This is a genomic window from Phytohabitans sp. LZ39 (assembly GCF_059359075.1).
The window spans coordinates 356110-372632 of record NZ_JCADBM010000006.1 but is presented as its reverse complement, the minus strand read 5'-3'; the positions used below and the strand labels follow the sequence as shown (position 1 = coordinate 372632).

Below are 16523 nucleotides of genomic sequence, written 5' to 3'. Positions count from 1 at the left end.
CCGCTCCCGGCCGGCGGCTCTAGGGTCTCCGGAGGCCGATCGGTTGGAGGTGGGCGGCGAGGTGGTCGGTGAACACCGCGGCCACCGCCGCGACCGACGGCTCGGGTAGCTCCACGGCCGGCGGTCGCAGACCTGGGTGAGCCATGATGGACAGTTCGGCCCCGTCGACGCGGACCACCTGGCCGGTGATCCCGGCGGCCGCCTCGGAGAGCAGGTACACCACCGCCGGGGCGTTGTCCTCCGGCGGCTTGCCGATGTTTTGGCCGCGGGCCCGGTCGCCGAGGTACTCCTCGTAGGCCTCGGCCATCCGGGTGTGCGCGTTCGGTGAGACGGCGTTGACCCGCACCGGGGTGCCGGCCAGGTCGGCGGCCCAGCAGTAGGTGAGCGACGCGACGCCGCCCTTGCTCGCGCCGTACGCGCCCACCGCGGGATAGCCGGCGTGCGAGCCCGACGTGACGTTGACGACGGAGCCGCCGCCCGGCTGCTCGTGCATCGCGCGGATGGCGTGCAGCCCGCAGTACGCGGTGCCGAGCAGGTTGACCTCGACCACCGCCCGGAACTCTTCCGGGTCCTGGCTGAGCGGATCGGCGAGGCGGAAGATGCCGGCGTTGTTGACCAGACCGTCGATCGCGCCGAACGCCTCCCGGCACCGTGCCACGAGCGCACCCGCACCGTCCCATGTGGAGATGTCGGAGAGGTCGGCGATCGCGCGGCCGCCGATGCCCGTGGCCACCTCGCGGGCGGCGGCACCGTCCACGTCGTTCACCACGACGTGTGCGCCCTCGGCGGCGGCCAGCCGGGCGTAGGCGGCGCCGAGCCCACGCCCGGCGCCGGTGACCACCACCGCCTTGCCGGCCAGGTATCCGCTCATGAGAGTCGCTCCACCACCATGGCCATGCCCTGCCCGCCGGCGGTGCACATGGTCTCCAGGCCGAACTGCTTGTCCCGAAACCGGAGCCCGTTGACAAGTGTCGTGGTGATCCGCGCGCCGGTCATGCCGAACGGGTGCCCGACCGCGATCGCTCCACCGTGGACGTTCACCCGCTCGATGTCGGCGCCCATCTGCCGCACCGACGGCAGCACCTGGGCGGCGAACGCCTCGTTGATCTCGATGAGGTCGATGTCGCCGATCGACATGCCGGCGTTGGCGAGGGCCCGCCGCGTCGCCTCGACCGGTCCCAAGCCCATGATTTCCGGGCTGAGCGCGGACACGCCGGTGGACACGATGCGGGCCAGCGGGGTCAGCCCGAGCTCGCGCGCCCGTACGTCGCTGAGCACGACAAGCGCGGCCGCGCCGTCGTTGAGCGGGCAGCAGTTGCCGGCCGTGACCGTGCCGTCCGGCCGGAACACCGGGTCGAGCGCGCCGACCCGCTCCAGCGTCACGCCGGCCCGGGGGCAGTCGTCGAGCTCGACCACCGTGCCGTCCGGCTTGGTGACGGGGGTGATGTCGGTGGCCCAGAAGCCGTCCGCGAGCGCCTTCTCGGCCAGGTTCTGACTGCGCACCGCGAACTCGTCCTGCTCGCGCCGGCTGACCCCGCACAGCTGGGCGACGTTCTCCGCGGTCTGCCCCATCGCGATGTACACGTCCGGCTCGGCCCCGGCGGCCCGCGGGTCCGTCCACAGCGGAGCACCGGCCTCCGCCCGCCCGGCGGTGCGGGCCTCCGCCTCGGCGTACCGCGGGTTGTGCGTGCCGGGCGAGCCGTCGGACTTGCCCCGGTCGTAGCGGGACACCACCTCCACGCCGGCGGAGACGAACGCGTGCCCCTCCCCCGCCTTGACGGCGTGGAAGGCCATCCGGGTGGTTTGCAGCGACGAGGCGCAGTAGCGGGCGACGGTGGTGCCCGGCACGCCGTCCAGCCCGATCCGCAGCGCGACCATCCGGGCCAGGTTGTACCCCTGCTCGCCGGCCGGCTGGGCGCAGCCGACCATGACGTCGTCGAGGGTGGCCGGGTCCAGCTCGGGCACCTGGGCGAGCGCGGCCGAGACCATGGCTGCGCCGAGCTCGTCGGCCCGCACGTCGGTCAGCGAGCCCTTGCGTGCCCGCCCGATCGGCGAACGCGCGGCCGCCACGATGACTGCTTCGGCCATGAAGACTCCTGTCTACTGTGCTCTACTGAGCGATCAGCCAGCCGCCGTCGACCGGCAGCAGGACTCCGTTGACGTACGCGGCGAGCGGCGAGAGCAGGAACAGCACCGCGCCGGCCACCTCCTCCGGGGCGCCGGGGCGGCGCTGCGGGTTGCGCCCGATCACCGCGCGCCCCAGGTCCGTCTCGGCGAACCCGGCCATCCGCGGTGTGGCGATCAGGCCGGGCGCGACGGCGTTGGCGCGGACCGCCGGGGCGCGGGTCAGCGCCAGGTGGCGGGTGTAGCCGGCGATGGCCGCCTTGCCCGCGCAGTACCAGTCGGAGGCGGTGCCGAAGTGGTTGCCGGCGACCGAGGCGACGTTGACCACCGCCGCGCCGCTGGGTGGGCCGGTGGCCAGCCACTCCTGCGTGACCAGCCGGACACTGCCCACGGTCAGCTCGAGGGCCCGCGCGAACGCCAGGTCTCCGCTGCTCGCCGGCCCCGCGTTGTTGACCAGGTACCGGGCCGGTCCGCTGGCCGCCAGCGCGGCTCGCACCGCGGCGGGGTCGCTGACGTCCGCGGTGACGGCGACCGCGGAACCGCCGGCCGCCTCGATGCCGGCCACGGTGTCGGCCACCGCCGCGGCGGCGATGTCCCACGCGGCGACCCGCAGCCCGGCCGTGGCGGCCAGGACGGCGATGGCGCGGCCGATGCCGCTGCCCGCCCCGGTCACCACGACCGTCTGCCCGGCCGCGAACCCCAGATCCACCCACCCAACCTAACAAGCGCTTGGTTAGTTAGGAAGACTCGCGGAGCGCGGCCTTCATCACCTTGCCGCTCGCGTTGCGTGGCAGCGCCGCCACGAGCACGACGGACCGGGGCACCTTGTAGTTGGCGAGGTTCGCCCGGCAGTACTCGATCAGCTCGGCGGCGAGGTCGCCGGCGGCGCCCGGCCGGGGCACCACGAACGCCCGGCCCACCTCGCCGAGCCGCTCGTCCGGCACGCCGATCACGGCCGCCTCGGCCACCCCCGGATGCCGGACCACGACCTGCTCGATCTCCGCCGGGTAGGCGTTGAAGCCGCCGACGATGAACATGTCCTTGAGCCGGTCGGTGATGCGCAGATAGCCACGCTCGTCGAGCACCCCGATGTCGCCGGTGCGCAGCCAGCCGTCCGGGTCCACGGCCGCCGCGGTCGCCGGCTCGTCCTCGAAGTAGCCGCGGGTCACGTTGTACCCGCGGATCTGCACCTCGCCCGGCTGCCCCGGCCCCTGGGGCACGCCGTTCGCGCCGACCACCCGCACCTCGACGCCCGGCACCGGTCCACCGCTGGTGGCGGCGACGGTGGCCGGGTCGTCGTCCGGCCGGCACATGGTCGCGGTGCCGCACGACTCGGTCAGGCCGTACGCGGTCACCACCGTGCGCAGCCCCAACTCGGCGTGGAGCCGCTCGACCATGACGACCGGCACGGTGGTCGCGCCGGTCACCGCCACCCGCAGGCTGGACAGGTCGAAACGCGCCCGCTCGGGGTGGTCCAGGATGGACGTGTACAGCGTCGGTGGGCCGGGCAGCACGGTGATCCGTTCCCGCTCGATCAGGCTCATCGTCGCGGCCACGTCGAAGACCGGCAGCGGCGCGACGGTGGCGCCGCGCAGCAGGCAGGCGACCACCCCCGCCTTCCAACCGAAGGTGTGGAAGAACGGGTTGACCAGTGCCTGGCGGTCGCCCGCACGCAGTGTCGCCCGCTCGCTCCAGGCCACGTACAGCCGGGTGGTCTGCCCGTGCCCCAGCATCGCGCCCTTCGGGTGTCCGGTGGTGCCGGAGGTGAAGAAGATGTCGCATACGTCGTCGGGCGTCACCGCGGCCGCGCACTCGCGGGCCGCGCGAACGTCCTGTGTGGACCCCCGGCCGACGAACGCGTCCCAGTCCGCGAAGTCGACGACCTCACCGCCGCGCTCGGCAGCCATCGACCGGTACGGGATGCCGAGAAAGCCGTCCTGCGTGAACAGCAGCTTCGCCCTCGTGCGGTCGAGGATGTAGCCGGCCTCGGGGCCCTTGTACCGCGTGTTGAGCGGGACCAGCACCGCGCCGGCGCCGGCCACGCCGAGCGCCGCGACAAGCCAGCGCCAGCTGTTCGGCGCCCAGATCGCCACCCGGTCGCCGGCGCGCACACCCGAGGCGACCAGCGCCGCCGCGGCGCGCTCGACCTCGACCGCGAGGCGCTCGAACGTGACGCGCGTGTCGCCGTCCACCACGGCCTCCCGGTCCGGGTGGGCCTCGGCGGCCGCGCGGACGAGTGCCGGCAGCGTCCGGGCCGCCGTGGGGTCGACCGCCATGCCGGCACCTTACCAAACGAGCGCTTGGTCGGTAAACTGGCGCCGTGACGCAGGCAGAGGCATACCTGGTGGAGGCCGTCCGCACGCCCGTCGGGCGGCGCGGCGGCGGGCTGGCCGGCGCGCATCCGGCCGACCTCGGCGCGCACGTGCTGCGGGCGCTCGTCGACCGGGCCGGGGTCGACCCGGCCGCCGTCGACGACGTCATCTTCGGCTGCGTGGACACGATCGGGCCGCAGGCCGGCAACATCGCCCGGACCTCCTGGCTTGCCGCCGGCCTGCCCGAGGAGGTGCCCGGCGTCACCGTCGACCGCCAGTGCGGCTCCTCCCAGCAGGCCTTGCACTTCGCGGCACAGGCGGTGCTGTCCGGCACCGCCGACCTCGTGGTCGCCGGCGGCGTGCAGAACATGAGCGCCGTCCCGATCTCCGCGGCCATGACCGCCGGGCAGCCGCTCGGCTTTCCCGACCCGTTCTCCGGCTCCGCCGGCTGGCAGCGGCGCTACGGCGACCAGGAGATCTCCCAGTTTCGGGCGGCCGAGCTGATCGCCGCCAAGTGGGGCCTGGACCGCGCGGAGATGGAACGGTTCGCGCTGCGCAGCCACCAGCGCGCGGCCACCGCCATCGACGCCGGGCTGTTCACCCGGGAGATCGTCCCGTTCGGCACGGTCGACATCGACGGGTGCCCCCGCCGGGACACCTCCCTGGAGCGCATGGCCGGGCTGCCGCCGCTGACCGACGGCGGCCGGATCACCGCCGCACTCGCCAGCCAGATCGCCGACGGCGCCGCCGCGCTGCTTGTCGCCTCACCGGCCGCGGTCGCCACGCACGGCCTGCGCCCGCGCGCCCGCGTCCACCACCTGAGCGTGCGCGCCGCCGACCCGGTCTACATGCTCACCGGCCCGATCCCGGCCACCGCCCACGCCCTGCGCCGCGCCGGCCTCACCGCCGACGACATCGACCTCGTGGAGATCAACGAGGCGTTCGCACCAGTGGTACTCGCCTGGCAGCACGAGACCGGCTTCGACCCCGAGCGGGTCAACGTCAACGGCGGCGCGATCGCCCTCGGCCACCCGCTCGGCGCCACCGGCGCGCGACTGATGACCTCGCTGCTGCACGAACTCGAACGCACCGGCGGGCGATACGGTCTCCAGACCATGTGTGAGGGCGGGGGCACCGCGAATGTCACCATCATCGAACGGCTCTGAGGTAGATCTCTCCGGCCGCGCCGCGCTGGTCACCGGCGGCACCCGCGGCATCGGACGGGCGATCGCGGCACGGCTGCGGGCGGCCGGCGCCCAGGTCCTCGTCTGCGGCCGGTCGGCGCCGACCGACCTCCCCGAAGGCGTGGCGTTTCACGCCGCGGACGTCCGCGACCCCGCGCAGGCCGCCGGTCTCGTCGACGAGGCGGTCCGCCTATTCGGCCGGCTCGACCTGGCCGTCAACAACGCCGGCGGCTCCCCCGTCGCGCCCGCCGCCACCGCCTCCCCCAACCTCGCCACCGCCGTCGTCCGGCTCAACCTGCTGGCGCCGTTCTTCGTGGCACAGGCGGCCAACGCGGTGATGCGGGGCCAGGACGGTGGCGGCCACATCATCAACATCGGCAGCGTCTCCGCACTGCGCCCCGCGCCCGGCACCGCCGTGTACGCCGCCGCGAAGGCCGGCCTCGGCGTGCTCACCCAGGCCCTGGCCGCCGAGTGGGCCCCCGCGGTCCGGGTCAACTGCCTGACCGCCGGCCTGGTACGCACCGAGGAAACCGCCGAACACTACGGCGACGAACACGCCCTGGACGCGGTCGCGGCGACGGTGCCGCTGGGCCGGATGGCCACTCCCGACGACATCGCCGGCGCCTGCCTGCTGCTGTGCTCCCCGCTGGCCGCCTACGTGACCGGCGCCAACCTCCTCGTCGACGGCGGCGGCCAACACCCCGCCTGGGTGAGCGCCGCGGCCCGCTGAATCAGACGACGAGTAGGAAGACCCGCAGCCCCTTGTACATCCCCGGCTCCGTCGTCACGACTGCGGCGCGCGACGCGTCAGCCTCATGCACCGCATGGCGGACCGCGAGGTCGCCCGGCCAGCCGCCGATCTCGATCGCGGTGTGCTCAGCCAACGGCAGGGACCGGACGCCACCGGTGAGGAGGATCGGCTCCCAGCCTGGTGTCCCATGCTGGACCACGGCCTCGGCATCGGCTATCGCCGTGGTCGGCATCAGCAGGTTTACCCTGCCACGCTCGGCGAGGTCGAGCAGTCGGTCGAGCGCGGGATGCCCGTTGAAGAGGGCGATGATCGCGGACGAATCCAGGACCCGCGGCGGCCGGTGCCTCACGCCGACCGGCGCGGCCCGTACCGCCGCTCGATCTCCGCGTCGACCTCGTCCTGCCGGCGCTCGAAGTCTCGCAGCCGCTCCCCGGACAGCGGCTCCGGTCTAGGGCGTCCCAGGGCGGCGGCGAGCCGCTGCGACGCGGTCATTGGCGCCTGTGGGTGTCCCGAGCTGTCCGGCATGCTTGCCAGGCTACGACACGAACCATCGACCAGGTGCGGTCAAATCGCTCGGGATCGTCATTGCTATACACCAGCAGAGCGTTTGGCTCTGGCGTCTTGGCGCGATGCCACGATATCGGCTATATCCCGGCGCGGGCGGCGACGACGCGGCGGAGGGCGACCGGGTCGCCGGCGAAAGTGAGGTTCGTCGTCGCGCGGCGGAAGTACAGGTGGGCGTCGTGTTCCCAGGTGAAGCCGATGCCGCCGAGCAGCTGGATGCCCTCCGCGGTCACCCGGTACGCGGCCTCGGTCGCGACGAGCTTGGCCAGCGGGGCCACCACGGGAAACTCGGCGGTGCCCGCGGCGCGCAGTGCGTACCAGGCCGACGAGGTGGCCGCCTCCAGCGCGACGAACATGTCCGCGACCCGGTGTCGCAGCGCCTGGAAGGTGGCCAGCGGGGCGCCGAACTGCTCGCGCACGCGCAGGTGTTCGACCGTCAGGTCGAGGCTGGCGCGCGCCACGCCGATGGACTCGACGGCGAGCGCGGCCCACAACATGTCCAACGCCTGGGCGGCCGGCGCGGCGACGCGCGTGGCGGGGGTGGCTTCCAGGGCCACGCGCGCCTGCCGCCGGGTCAGGTCGAGGGTGTCCTGCGGTGTGCGGCGGCAGTCGCGGGCGTCCACCGCGAACAGGGCCGGCTCGCCGTCGTGGCGGGCGGCCACCAACAGCACGTCGGCGGCCTCGCCGTCCAGGACGTGTTCCTTGACGCCGTCCAGCCGGTAGCCGTCGCCGTCCGGCGTGGCGGTGCAGGAAAGTGCGTCCAAGGTCCAGCCGGCGGCCGGTTCGGCGATCGCCACCGTGGCGGCGGCGCCCTTGGCGATCAGTGCGGCCGTGCGGGGGTCGGCTACGGCGGACGCGACCACTGTGGACAGGGCCGGCACCGGGGCGAGTGCGCGGCCGGCCTCCTCGACGACCACGCCGGCCTCCACCGGGCTCGCGCCGGCGCCGCCGTGCTCCTCGGGCACCAGCAGCGCCGTCACGCCGAGCTCAGTGGCCAACCTGGTCCACAGTGGAGCGTCGAAGCCGTCGGCGGCGCGTACCCGGTCGGACGTCGCGTCGCGGCGCAGCAGGTCGCGGACCGCCTCGCGGAGCGCGGCCTGTTCCGGGGTGAAGGCGAAGTCCATCAAGGCCTCCGCGAGACGCGGCCGAGCAGGTGGTCGGCGATGATGTTGCGCTGGATCTCGTTCGAGCCGCCGTAGATGGTGTCCGCGCGGGTGAAGAGGAAGAGCTGCTGGGCGTCCGGGCCGCCGGCCGCCAAGGCCAGCTCGCCGAGGCGTTGGTGCCAGGGCGCCCAGAGCAGCTTCGCCACCGACGGATCGGCGGCCGAGGGCGCGTCGAGCGTCCGCAGCGCGTGGTGGCGCAGCACCTGGAGCCCGATCCAGGCGTCGACGAGCCGGTCGCGGTGCACCGGGTCGTCGTATAAGCCGCTGGCGCGGGCGGCGGCGAGCACCGCGTCCAGCTCGCGGGCGAAGCCGACCTGCTGGCCGAGCGTCGCGACCCCGCGTTCGAAGGCGAGCGTGCCGGTCGCGACCCGCCAGCCGTCGCCGGGCGCGCCGACGATGTTGGCCGCCTCGGTGTAGGCGCCGTCGAAGTAGACCTCGTTGAACTCGGAGGTGCCGGTGATCTGGGTGATCGGGCGGACCGTGACGCCGGGCTGGTCCATCGGCACCAGCAGGTACGACAGGCCGTGGTGCTTCGGTGCGGCCGGGTCGGTGCGGGCCAGCACGAAGCACCAGTCGGCGATGTGCGCCAGCGACGTCCAGACCTTCTGCCCGGTGATCCGCCATCCGTCGCCGTCGCGGACCGCGCGGGTCCGCACCGCGGCCAGGTCGGAGCCGGCGCCGGGCTCGGAGTAGCCCTGGCACCACAGCTCGGTGGCGGCGGCGATCGGCGGCAGGAAACGCTCGCGCTGCTCGGCGGTGCCGTAGGCGATGAGCGTGGGGGCCAGCAGGTACTCGCCGATGTGGCTCAACCGTCCCGGCCCGCCGGCGTGGGCGTACTCCTCGAAGAAGGCGACCTGGCGGGCCACGTCGGCGCCGGCACCGTAGGGCTCGGGCCACCCCAGGCCGATCCACCCGGCCGCGCCGAGCTCGCGTTCCCACTCCATCCGCAGCGGCACGTTCTCGTGTTCGCGGCCGGGCCCGCCGGTGCCGGCCAGGTCGGCGTACCGGCCGGTCAGATGGGCGGCGAGCCAGTCGCGCACCTCGCCCCGAAAGCGGTCGTGGGACATCAGCGCGCTCCGTACACCGGCTCGGGTGGCGGGGCCTTGGCCAGCAGGTCACGGACGGCCGGGCCGAGCGCGGCCGGCTCCCAGCGGGCGCCCGCGTCGACGGCCTCGCCGTGCCGCCAGCCGTCCCACACACTCACCGCGCCGCCGGCGACCTCGAAGATCCGGCCGGACACGTCGCCGGCGTCGTCGCTGCCCAGCCACACGACCAGCGGCGAGACGTTTTCCGGTGCCATCGCGTCGAACCCGCTGACCGGTGTGCGCATCGCGTCGGCGAAGACGGCGGCGGTCATCGCGGTCCGGGCGGACGGCGCGATCGCGTTCACGGTGATCCCGTAGCGGCCCAGCTCGGCGGCGGCGACCTGGGTGAGCGCGGTGACACCGGCCTTGGCGGCGGCGTAGTTGGCCTGGCCGGCGCTGCCGAGCAAGCCGGCGCCGGAGCTTGTGTTGACCACGCGAGCGGCGACCGGGCGGCCGGCCTTGGCCTCGTCCCGCCAGTACGCGGCGGCGTGCCGCAGCGGCGCGAAGTGTCCCTTGAGGTCGACCCGCAGCACCTCGTCCCACTCCGCCTCGGTGAGGTTGACGAGCATCCGGTCCCGCACCAGGCCGGCGTTGTTGACCAGCGTGTCCAGCCGGCCGAACGCCTCCACCGCCGTGCCGACGAGCCGCTCGGCGTAGCCCCAGTCGGCGACGTCGCCCACGCTGGCGACGGCCGTGCCGCCGGCCGCCTGGATCTCGGCGGCCACGGTGGCCGCGGCCGCGCCGACGTCGTTGACCACGACGCTCGCACCGGCCGCCGCGAACGCCAGCGCGTGTGCCCGGCCGAGCCCTTGCCCGGCGCCGGTCACCACGACCGCCCGGCCCGCGCAGATCCGCTCCGTCACTGTCCCAGCACCTCCCGCCGGTACCTGTCTACTGTGGACGCGTCCGCGATCGGCGCCCGCATCACCACCCGGGTCACGCCGAGCTCGGCCAGCGCCTCCACTCCCCCGCGGCGGGACGGCGCCCGCGCGGTCACCTCGACCTCGGCCGGATCCCGGCCGGCGGCCCGGCACTCCTCGGCCAGCCGGCGCAGCAGGTCCGCCATGCCGGCCAGGTCCACCCCGAGCGGGTAGAAGCCGTCGCCGTAACGGGCGGCCCGACGTACCGCGGCGGGGCTGTGTCCACCCACGACGATCGGCACGCCGCCGGGGCGGACCGGCTTCGGCTCGCAGTGCACGGCGTCGAAGCGCACGTACTCGCCGGCGAAGCTGGCCGGCGATTCGGTCCACAGTGTCCGGAGGGCGGCCAGGTATTCGTCGGCCCGCGCGCCGCGCCGCTCGTACGGCACGCCGAGCGCCTCGTACTCCTCGCGCAGCCAGCCGACGCCGACGCCGGCGAGCAACCGGCCGCCGCTCAGGGCGTCGAGTGTGGACAGCCGCTTCGCCAGGTGGACGGGATGGTGCTCGGGCAGGATCAGCATCGCCGTGCCGAGCAGCACCCGGCTGGTGTGCGCGGCGGCGAACGTGAGCCAGTGCAACGGGTCGGGCACGTCGGTGCCGGGCAGCAGGCTCATCCGGCCGCTCGGGTCGTACGGGTAGGCCGAGTCGTACCGGTCCGGCACGACCACGTGCTCGACGGCCCAGACGGACTCGGCGCCCGCCTCCTCCACCGCCCGGACGAAGCCGGCCACGGCGGCCGGGTCGGCGCCGGCCCGCCCTTCCAGGACCGGCATGACGCCCAGCTTCAACCCCATGAGCCGGTAGGCTACCAAACGCTTGCTTGGTAGCCTAGCCGGGTGAGTGACGACTTTTCCGGCCGGCCCGGCGGGGCCGCCACGGACGACTTTTCCCACCGGGCCGGCGGGGCCCTCGTGGTCGGCGGCACCGGTGGCATCGGCGCGGAGGTGAGCCGGCTGCTCGCCGCCCGGGGCAGCGCCGTCGCGCTCACCTACCGCGGCAACGAGACCGCCGCGCGGCGCCTCGCCGAAGAGGTGGGCGGCGCGGCGTACCAGCTGGACCTGACCGACGCGGCCGCCTGCGGCGCGCTGCTCGCGCGGGCCGGCGAGGCGCTCGGCGGCCTGCATACGGTGATCTACGCCGCCGGTCCCCACGTACCCATGCTGCACCTCAGCCGCGTCGGGCCGGACCAGTTCCGCGACCAGCTGGAGCAGGACGTGCTCGGCTTCTTCCACCTGCTGCACGCCGCGCTGCCGCACCTGCGCCGGTCGAAGGGCAGTCTTGTCGCGGTCACCACGGCCGCCACCCGCCGGTTCCCGGTACGGGACGGCCTCTCCGCGGCGCCGAAGGGCGCGGTGGAGGCCCTGGTGCGGGGCGTGGCCGTGGAGGAGGGCCGGTACGGCGTGCGGGCCAACTGCGTCGGTCCGGGCATGCTGACCGACGGCATGGCGCAGCGGCTGATCGCCTCCGGCGACCTGGACGAGCGGGCCCTCGACGTGGCCCGCGCGAACATCCCGCTGCGCACGTTTGGCACCGCCCGGGACGTGGCCGAGGCGGTCTGCTTCCTGGCCAGCGACCGGGCCCGCTTCGTCACCGGCCAGCACCTGGCCGTGGACGGCGGCTACACCGCCTGACCGACGGCGCGCCGCTCCGCGCCCATCGCCGCGCGGTAGGCGTCCTCCAGGGCCCGGCCGCCGTCCTCCCGCTCCGCGACCACCTCACCGCGCACCAGTACGTAGCCGCGGTCCACTATGGATCGTGTGGCGCCCAGCGCGGGCTCGGCGATCAGCACGGCCACGCCCTGCTTGGCGAGCGCGGCGACGGTACGGGCCAGCTCCTGCACGATCAGCGGCGCGAGGCCGGTCGTCATCTCGTCGAGCAGCAGCACCCGCGGCGAGCCCATGAGCGCCCGGGACACCACCAGCATCTGCTGCTCGCCGCCGGAGAGCACACCGACCAGGCTGCGCCGGCGGGTACGCAGGATCGGGAACCGGTCGAGCGCTTCGTCCACCGCCGACCGGGGCAGCCGCAGCAGTTCGGCCATCACCTGGAGGTTGTCCACGACGTTCAGCCGCGGGAAGAGCTGCCGGCCCTGCGGCACGATCGCCATGCCGGCGCGGGCCCGTGCGGCCGGGCGCAGCCGGCTCACGTCCTGCCCGTCCAGCAGGATCCGGCCGGTCGACGGCACCGAGCCGTAGGCGGCCACCAGCAGGCTGCTCTTGCCGGCACCGTTCGGGCCGACGAGCGCGGTCACCTTGCCGGCGGGCACCGTGAGCGATACGCCGGCGAGGGCGCTGGCGTGTCCATAGCGGACGGTCAGCCCTTCCACCCTCAGCTCACGACCGGACATCCTGCACCTCCTCCCCGATCTGGCCTGTCTCCTCACCCAGCTCGTCCGCGTCCGGCACCGATCCGAAGTAGACGGTCTGCATCTCCGGGCTGGACAGGCATTCGCCCGGGTCGCCGTCGAACACCACGCGGCCGCGGTCGAGCAGCATGATGCGGTCGACGAGTCCGGCCACCAGGTCGACGTTGTGGTCGACCAGGATCACCGCGTGACCGCGCCGCTGCACGGTGCGGATCACCTCGGCGATGCCGAGCACGCCCTGCGCGTCCGACCCGGCGAACGGCTCGTCCAGCAGCATCACGACCGGGTCCTGGCCGAGCGCCCGGCCGACCTCGACGAGCCGCTGCTCGCCGAGGGTCAGGTCGCCGGCCAGCCGGTCCAGGCCCTCGATGCCCAGCTCGGCGGCGAGCGCCTCGACCGCCGCCCGGTCGGCCGGCGGATCCGGGCGCAGCGCGCCGAGTACCGCGCCGGCGGCCATCCGCCACACGGTGGCGTGGCGGCGGGCGGCCCGGCCGAGCAGCAGGTTCTCCCGGACCGACAGCTCCAGCGCCAGCTGCGGGTACTGGAACGTCCGGCCGAGGCCGGCGCGGGCGCGCCGGGACGCCGGTCCGGAGAGCCGGGCGCCGCGCAGCACCAGCTCGCCCGCGGTCGCCGCCTGCGCGCCGGAGATCAGGTCCACCAGTGTGGTCTTGCCCGCGCCGTTCGGACCGACGAGGCCGAGGATCTCCCCGGCGTCGACGTGGAAGGACACGTCGTCCAGCGCGGTGACGCCGCCGTACCGCTTGGTCAGGCCGCGCCCCCGCAGCAGCGAGTCCTCAGCCATCACGCCCCCTCCGGGCCAGTGCGAACCCGCGGCGGCGCAGCTGGTCCGCGTACCCGATGACGCCGCGCGGCGCGACGAGCAGGATGACCAGGACGCCGAGCGCCAGCACCAGCGTGCCGCTGGTCTCGATGGCCGGGAAGTTGAGCGTCAGCTCCACCGCGATCGCCGCGCCCGCGACCGCGCCCCACGGCGTCCCGCCCCCGCCGATCAGCGGCATGAAGATCGCCAGGAACACGATGTTCAGTGTGAACGTGTCCGGTGTGACGCTGCCCGCCGCATACGTGAACAGGCCGCCGCCGACCGCCGCGATCGCCGCGCCGAGGGCCAGCGCCACGAGGTTCATCACCGGCACCCGCACTCCGGACGCCTCCACCGCGCGGGGCGCGTCCCGCATGGTCCGCACGATGACGCCCCATGCGGACAGCCGGGCCCGGTCGAGCAGGAACGCGATCGCGCACACCACCACGACCGAGCCGACCACGACCTGGTAGTGCGAGGGCGTCCAGCCGAGGATGTCCAGCTCGCGCAGGTTGCCCAGCCCACCCGAGCCGCCGGAGACGCTCTCCGCGTCGACCAGGAACGCGGTGAACGCCATCCCGAACAGCAGCGTCACCGCGGCCAGGAAGAAGCCGGACAGCCGGCGGGTGACCAGGCCGAGCAGCACCGCGACAAGAGCCGCCGCCGCGGGGCCGAGCAGCCAGGCCAGGACGAGCGGCAGATCCGTCTTGGTGGAGAGCAGGCCGACCGCGTACCCACCGATGCCCGCGTAGGCGCCGTACGCCATCGACAGGGAGCCGGCCATCAGGTACGGCACGTACATGCCCAGCGCGACGAGGGCGTAGGTGGCGGCCGCGGTGACGAGGGTCTGGCGGTACCCGTCGGAGCCGACCCAGACCAGCACCAGCGCGGACAGTACCGCGCCGATGGCGAGACCGCCGAGACCGGGGGTGCGTAAACGAAAGGTCATGCTCGTACCGTCCGTACGAACAAGCCCTGCGGCCGCAAAGCGAAGAACAGCAACGCGACCAGCAGCAGACCGTACACATGGGAGTGTCCGCCGAAGTAGTACGGGACGAACACCTCGACGGCGCCGAGCAGCAGCCCGCCGACGAGCGGCGCCCACACCGAGCCGGTGCCGCCGACGACCACCGCGAGGAAGCCGGAGACCGACCAGCTCAGCCCGGACAGCGAGTTCACGCCCGCCTTCGGCGCGAACAGCAGCCCGGTCACCGCCGCCAGTACCCCGGCGAGCAGGAACGCGACCAGCCGGATGCGGTTGACCGGCAGGCCGAGCAGCCGTGCGGCGTGCGTGCTGTCACCCACCGCGCGCAGCAGCCGGCCGGTCCGGGTGTACCGGATCCACAGCGCGGTCGCGACAAACGCCACCACCGTCGCCACCATCAGCAGCAGCGCGCTGGGCTGGAGCGTGGCCGGGCCGACCGTCACCGGGTCGAAGGTGGCCAGGCTCTGCCCGGGCAGCGTCGGGTGGCCGAACAGGTACCCGGCGAACTGCTGGATCGCGAACAGCACGGCGGCGACGGCGACCAGCGCGGGCAGCTCACCGCCACCGCTGCGCCGCTGCACCGGGCGGACCACCACGAGCTCGGTCAGCGCGGCCAGCACGACGGTGGCGCCCACCGCGATCGCCGCCGCCGGCCAGACCCCCATGTCGTACTCGATGACGAGCCAGGAGGTGCACAGCCCACCCATCATCGCGTACGGCCCGATCGCGAAGTTGAAGAAGCCGGCGCCTACCAGCACGAGGTAGTACGCCAGCGCGAGCATCCCGAAGAAGCAGCCCATCTCCAGCGCGGAGAGCCAGAGCTGTAGTTCCGTCATCACGACTCCTCGGCGGCTCCGGGGCGGTTGTGGCCCGCCCCGGAGCCGGCAGTCAGGCCGGGGCGCAGGGCGGCTGGTAGGCGGCCCACGGCCCCTTGGGCTTGTTGTCCGCGCCGAATTCGATCAGGGACAGCCCGCACAGCCCGTCGGCGCCCAGGTGCTTGGTGGCCGAGAACGAGAGCGTGAAGCTCGCCTGGCCGAACGCCGCCTGGTATCCGCTGATGCCCTGGATCGCCTGGTTGAGCTTGGCCGGGTCGTCCGGTCCACCGGCCTTCTCGATGGCGAGCTTGAGCAGCTGCACCGAGTCCCACGCCTGCGCGTCGTACGCGGTGATCTCGTAGTCGTCGCCGTTCTTCTGCTTGAGCAGGTCGGTGAGCGCCTTGGTGCGCGGGTTCTCCTGGTTGATCGAGCCCATGAAGATCAGGCCCTCGAGCGCGCCGGCGTTGGCCAGCTTCCACGACGACGGCTGGTTGCCGATCGAGGCCAGCGAGAACCGCGGCTTGTCCTTGAGCTGAGCGGCGAGCGTGTTCTGCGCCAGCACCTCGAAGGCGCCGCCCACGCTGGTCACCAGGATCGCGTCGACGTTGGCGTTCTTGAGCCGGGCGACCTGTGCGGACAGGTCGGAGGCGTTGGCCGCGCCCTTCTCGGTGGCACCGACCTGCACGCAGGACATCGCGCCGAGCAGCGCCTTGTTGAGCGCGGCGATCGTCGTGGTGTCGTCGGCGAGGATGCCGATCTTGGCGATGCCTTTGGCCTGGAACGCGCCGCAGTAGACCTTCGCCCAGTCCGCGGTCGTGTTGGCCAGCATGTAGATCAGCTCGTTGTTGGGCGGGTCGACCAGCGTGGAGGTGACGCCGGTCGGCGCGATCGCCGGCAGGCCGAGCTGGGTGAGCGTCGACTTGGCTTGGATGATCGCCGCGCTGCCGCTCTGGAGGAACAGCGCCTTGGCGCCCTTGCTGCTCAGCTTCTGGAGCGTGGCCGGGACCTTGGTGGGGTCGCTCTCGTCGTTTTCCACCACGAGCTGGATCGGCCGGCCCATGACGCCGCCCTTGTCGTTGATGTCCTGGACCGCGAGCCGGATGGTCTTGCCCGCGATCGTGCTGTACGAGGCACCAGGGCCGGTGCTGTCCTCGTCCATCCCGATGATGATGGGCGCGCCGGTCGCGGTGCCGTTGTCGGGTGCTTCGGTCTCGCCGTCCCCGCCGCCGCACCCGGCGGCGACCAAGGCGGAGACGGCCAGGACACCGACCAGGCGGGCCGCCCGGGATGCCGTCGTTGCTCTTGATACAGCCACGTCCTACCCCTTTGCCTCACAGCATCGGTCGTTTGGGGTTTTTAGTATGGTTCGTTGCGTTCAGTAATATTCTGACTAACCTAGCAAGCGCTTGGTTGTTAATCTTGCGGTCGACGTGGT

General features: G+C 73.6%; 18 protein-coding genes. 3 read left to right on the top strand and 15 right to left on the bottom strand.

Features of this window, described 5'->3' with window-relative positions:
* Positions 1-19 precede the first annotated feature (19 nt).
* The 4 genes from AC5L36_RS15385 to AC5L36_RS15370 are packed head-to-tail and all read right to left on the bottom strand — an operon-like array spanning position 20 to position 4400.
* Entirely contained in the window at positions 20-871 is an 852-nt protein-coding gene (locus AC5L36_RS15385; protein WP_441219253.1) for an SDR family NAD(P)-dependent oxidoreductase, read from the bottom strand.
* Positions 868-2088: an acetyl-CoA C-acetyltransferase gene (locus AC5L36_RS15380; RefSeq protein WP_441219251.1), complete on the bottom strand. Its 1221-nt coding sequence runs from the start codon at positions 2086-2088 to the stop codon at positions 868-870. Before AC5L36_RS15380 ends, AC5L36_RS15385 begins: the two co-directional genes overlap by 4 nt.
* Positions 2089-2110: 22 nt before the next feature.
* Positions 2111-2833 carry an SDR family NAD(P)-dependent oxidoreductase gene (locus tag AC5L36_RS15375; protein WP_441219250.1) on the bottom strand — a complete coding sequence of 241 codons (723 nt, stop codon included), beginning with the start codon at positions 2831-2833 and terminating at the stop codon, positions 2111-2113.
* Positions 2834-2861: 28 nt separating this feature from the next.
* Complete coding sequence (locus AC5L36_RS15370) at positions 2862-4400, bottom strand: FadD3 family acyl-CoA ligase (protein ID WP_441219248.1); 1539 nt, start codon at positions 4398-4400, stop codon at positions 2862-2864.
* Positions 4401-4444: 44 nt separating this feature from the next.
* Here AC5L36_RS15370 and AC5L36_RS15365 point away from each other — a divergent pair, with 44 nt between their 5' ends.
* The gene (locus tag AC5L36_RS15365; protein WP_441219246.1) at positions 4445-5602 is read left to right on the top strand and encodes an acetyl-CoA C-acetyltransferase; all 1158 of its coding nucleotides are present in this window, start codon (positions 4445-4447) and stop codon (positions 5600-5602) included.
* Positions 5577-6350, top strand: coding sequence for an SDR family oxidoreductase (locus AC5L36_RS15360; RefSeq protein WP_441219245.1), 774 nt, complete (start codon positions 5577-5579; stop codon positions 6348-6350). The genes AC5L36_RS15365 and AC5L36_RS15360 overlap by 26 nt, the downstream gene beginning before the upstream one ends.
* A gap of 1 nt (position 6351) precedes the next feature.
* On the opposite strand, the gene AC5L36_RS15355 is transcribed toward AC5L36_RS15360, so the two are convergent.
* The 6 genes from AC5L36_RS15355 to AC5L36_RS15330 form a co-directional block, all read right to left on the bottom strand.
* Positions 6352-6720, bottom strand: a complete 369-nt coding sequence (locus tag AC5L36_RS15355) for a PIN domain-containing protein (protein WP_441219244.1) — start codon at positions 6718-6720, stop codon at positions 6352-6354.
* Positions 6717-6896 (bottom strand): hypothetical protein, encoded by a 180-nt coding sequence (locus AC5L36_RS15350; RefSeq protein WP_441219243.1) that lies wholly within the window; start codon positions 6894-6896, stop codon positions 6717-6719. Before AC5L36_RS15350 ends, AC5L36_RS15355 begins: the two co-directional genes overlap by 4 nt.
* 119 nt (positions 6897-7015) lie before the next feature.
* Positions 7016-8059 carry an acyl-CoA dehydrogenase family protein gene (locus AC5L36_RS15345; protein ID WP_441219241.1) on the bottom strand — a complete coding sequence of 348 codons (1044 nt, stop codon included), beginning with the start codon at positions 8057-8059 and terminating at the stop codon, positions 7016-7018.
* Positions 8059-9165, bottom strand: coding sequence for an acyl-CoA dehydrogenase family protein (locus AC5L36_RS15340; protein ID WP_441219239.1), 1107 nt, complete (start codon positions 9163-9165; stop codon positions 8059-8061). Before AC5L36_RS15340 ends, AC5L36_RS15345 begins: the two co-directional genes overlap by 1 nt.
* The gene (locus tag AC5L36_RS15335; protein WP_441219238.1) at positions 9165-10046 is read right to left on the bottom strand and encodes an SDR family oxidoreductase; all 882 of its coding nucleotides are present in this window, start codon (positions 10044-10046) and stop codon (positions 9165-9167) included. Before AC5L36_RS15335 ends, AC5L36_RS15340 begins: the two co-directional genes overlap by 1 nt.
* Positions 10043-10897 (bottom strand): LLM class F420-dependent oxidoreductase, encoded by an 855-nt coding sequence (locus AC5L36_RS15330; protein ID WP_441219236.1) that lies wholly within the window; start codon positions 10895-10897, stop codon positions 10043-10045. Before AC5L36_RS15330 ends, AC5L36_RS15335 begins: the two co-directional genes overlap by 4 nt.
* 42 nt (positions 10898-10939) lie before the next feature.
* Between AC5L36_RS15330 and AC5L36_RS15325 the strand changes: the two genes are divergently transcribed.
* Positions 10940-11734 carry an SDR family NAD(P)-dependent oxidoreductase gene (locus AC5L36_RS15325; RefSeq protein ID WP_441219235.1) on the top strand — a complete coding sequence of 265 codons (795 nt, stop codon included), beginning with the start codon at positions 10940-10942 and terminating at the stop codon, positions 11732-11734.
* On the opposite strand, the gene AC5L36_RS15320 is transcribed toward AC5L36_RS15325, so the two are convergent.
* The 5 genes from AC5L36_RS15320 to AC5L36_RS15300 are packed head-to-tail and all read right to left on the bottom strand — an operon-like array spanning position 11722 to position 16403.
* Complete coding sequence (locus tag AC5L36_RS15320) at positions 11722-12450, bottom strand: ABC transporter ATP-binding protein (protein ID WP_441219233.1); 729 nt, start codon at positions 12448-12450, stop codon at positions 11722-11724. The two genes, AC5L36_RS15325 and AC5L36_RS15320, sit on opposite strands and share 13 nt — an antisense overlap.
* Positions 12437-13270, bottom strand: coding sequence for an ABC transporter ATP-binding protein (locus AC5L36_RS15315; RefSeq protein ID WP_441219231.1), 834 nt, complete (start codon positions 13268-13270; stop codon positions 12437-12439). The genes AC5L36_RS15320 and AC5L36_RS15315 overlap by 14 nt, the downstream gene beginning before the upstream one ends.
* On the bottom strand, positions 13263-14237 hold the full coding sequence (locus tag AC5L36_RS15310) for an ABC transporter permease subunit (protein ID WP_441219229.1): 975 nt from the start codon (positions 14235-14237) through the stop codon (positions 13263-13265). The genes AC5L36_RS15315 and AC5L36_RS15310 overlap by 8 nt, the downstream gene beginning before the upstream one ends.
* Positions 14234-15109, bottom strand: a complete 876-nt coding sequence (locus AC5L36_RS15305; protein WP_441219227.1) for a branched-chain amino acid ABC transporter permease — start codon at positions 15107-15109, stop codon at positions 14234-14236. The genes AC5L36_RS15310 and AC5L36_RS15305 overlap by 4 nt, the downstream gene beginning before the upstream one ends.
* A 52-nt stretch (positions 15110-15161) precedes the next feature.
* Positions 15162-16403, bottom strand: coding sequence for an ABC transporter substrate-binding protein (locus tag AC5L36_RS15300; protein WP_441219225.1), 1242 nt, complete (start codon positions 16401-16403; stop codon positions 15162-15164).
* Between the last annotated feature and the right edge of the window lie 120 nt (positions 16404-16523).

Coding starts and splice junctions, on each gene's coding strand:
- AC5L36_RS15320 (WP_441219233.1), bottom strand. CDS start 12,450: ATGTCCGGTCGTGAGCTGAGGGTGGAAGGGCTGACCGTCCGCTATGGA.
- AC5L36_RS15315 (WP_441219231.1), bottom strand. CDS start 13,270: ATGGCTGAGGACTCGCTGCTGCGGGGGCGCGGCCTGACCAAGCGGTAC.
- AC5L36_RS15305 (WP_441219227.1), bottom strand. CDS start 15,109: ATGACGGAACTACAGCTCTGGCTCTCCGCGCTGGAGATGGGCTGCTTC.
- AC5L36_RS15340 (WP_441219239.1), bottom strand. CDS start 9,165: ATGTCCCACGACCGCTTTCGGGGCGAGGTGCGCGACTGGCTCGCCGCC.
- AC5L36_RS15385 (WP_441219253.1), bottom strand. CDS start 871: ATGAGCGGATACCTGGCCGGCAAGGCGGTGGTGGTCACCGGCGCCGGG.
- AC5L36_RS15350 (WP_441219243.1), bottom strand. CDS start 6,896: ATGCCGGACAGCTCGGGACACCCACAGGCGCCAATGACCGCGTCGCAG.
- AC5L36_RS15360 (WP_441219245.1), top strand. CDS start 5,577: ATGTCACCATCATCGAACGGCTCTGAGGTAGATCTCTCCGGCCGCGCC.
- AC5L36_RS15380 (WP_441219251.1), bottom strand. CDS start 2,088: ATGGCCGAAGCAGTCATCGTGGCGGCCGCGCGTTCGCCGATCGGGCGG.
- AC5L36_RS15370 (WP_441219248.1), bottom strand. CDS start 4,400: ATGGCGGTCGACCCCACGGCGGCCCGGACGCTGCCGGCACTCGTCCGC.
- AC5L36_RS15310 (WP_441219229.1), bottom strand. CDS start 14,237: ATGACCTTTCGTTTACGCACCCCCGGTCTCGGCGGTCTCGCCATCGGC.
- AC5L36_RS15345 (WP_441219241.1), bottom strand. CDS start 8,059: ATGGACTTCGCCTTCACCCCGGAACAGGCCGCGCTCCGCGAGGCGGTC.
- AC5L36_RS15330 (WP_441219236.1), bottom strand. CDS start 10,897: ATGGGGTTGAAGCTGGGCGTCATGCCGGTCCTGGAAGGGCGGGCCGGC.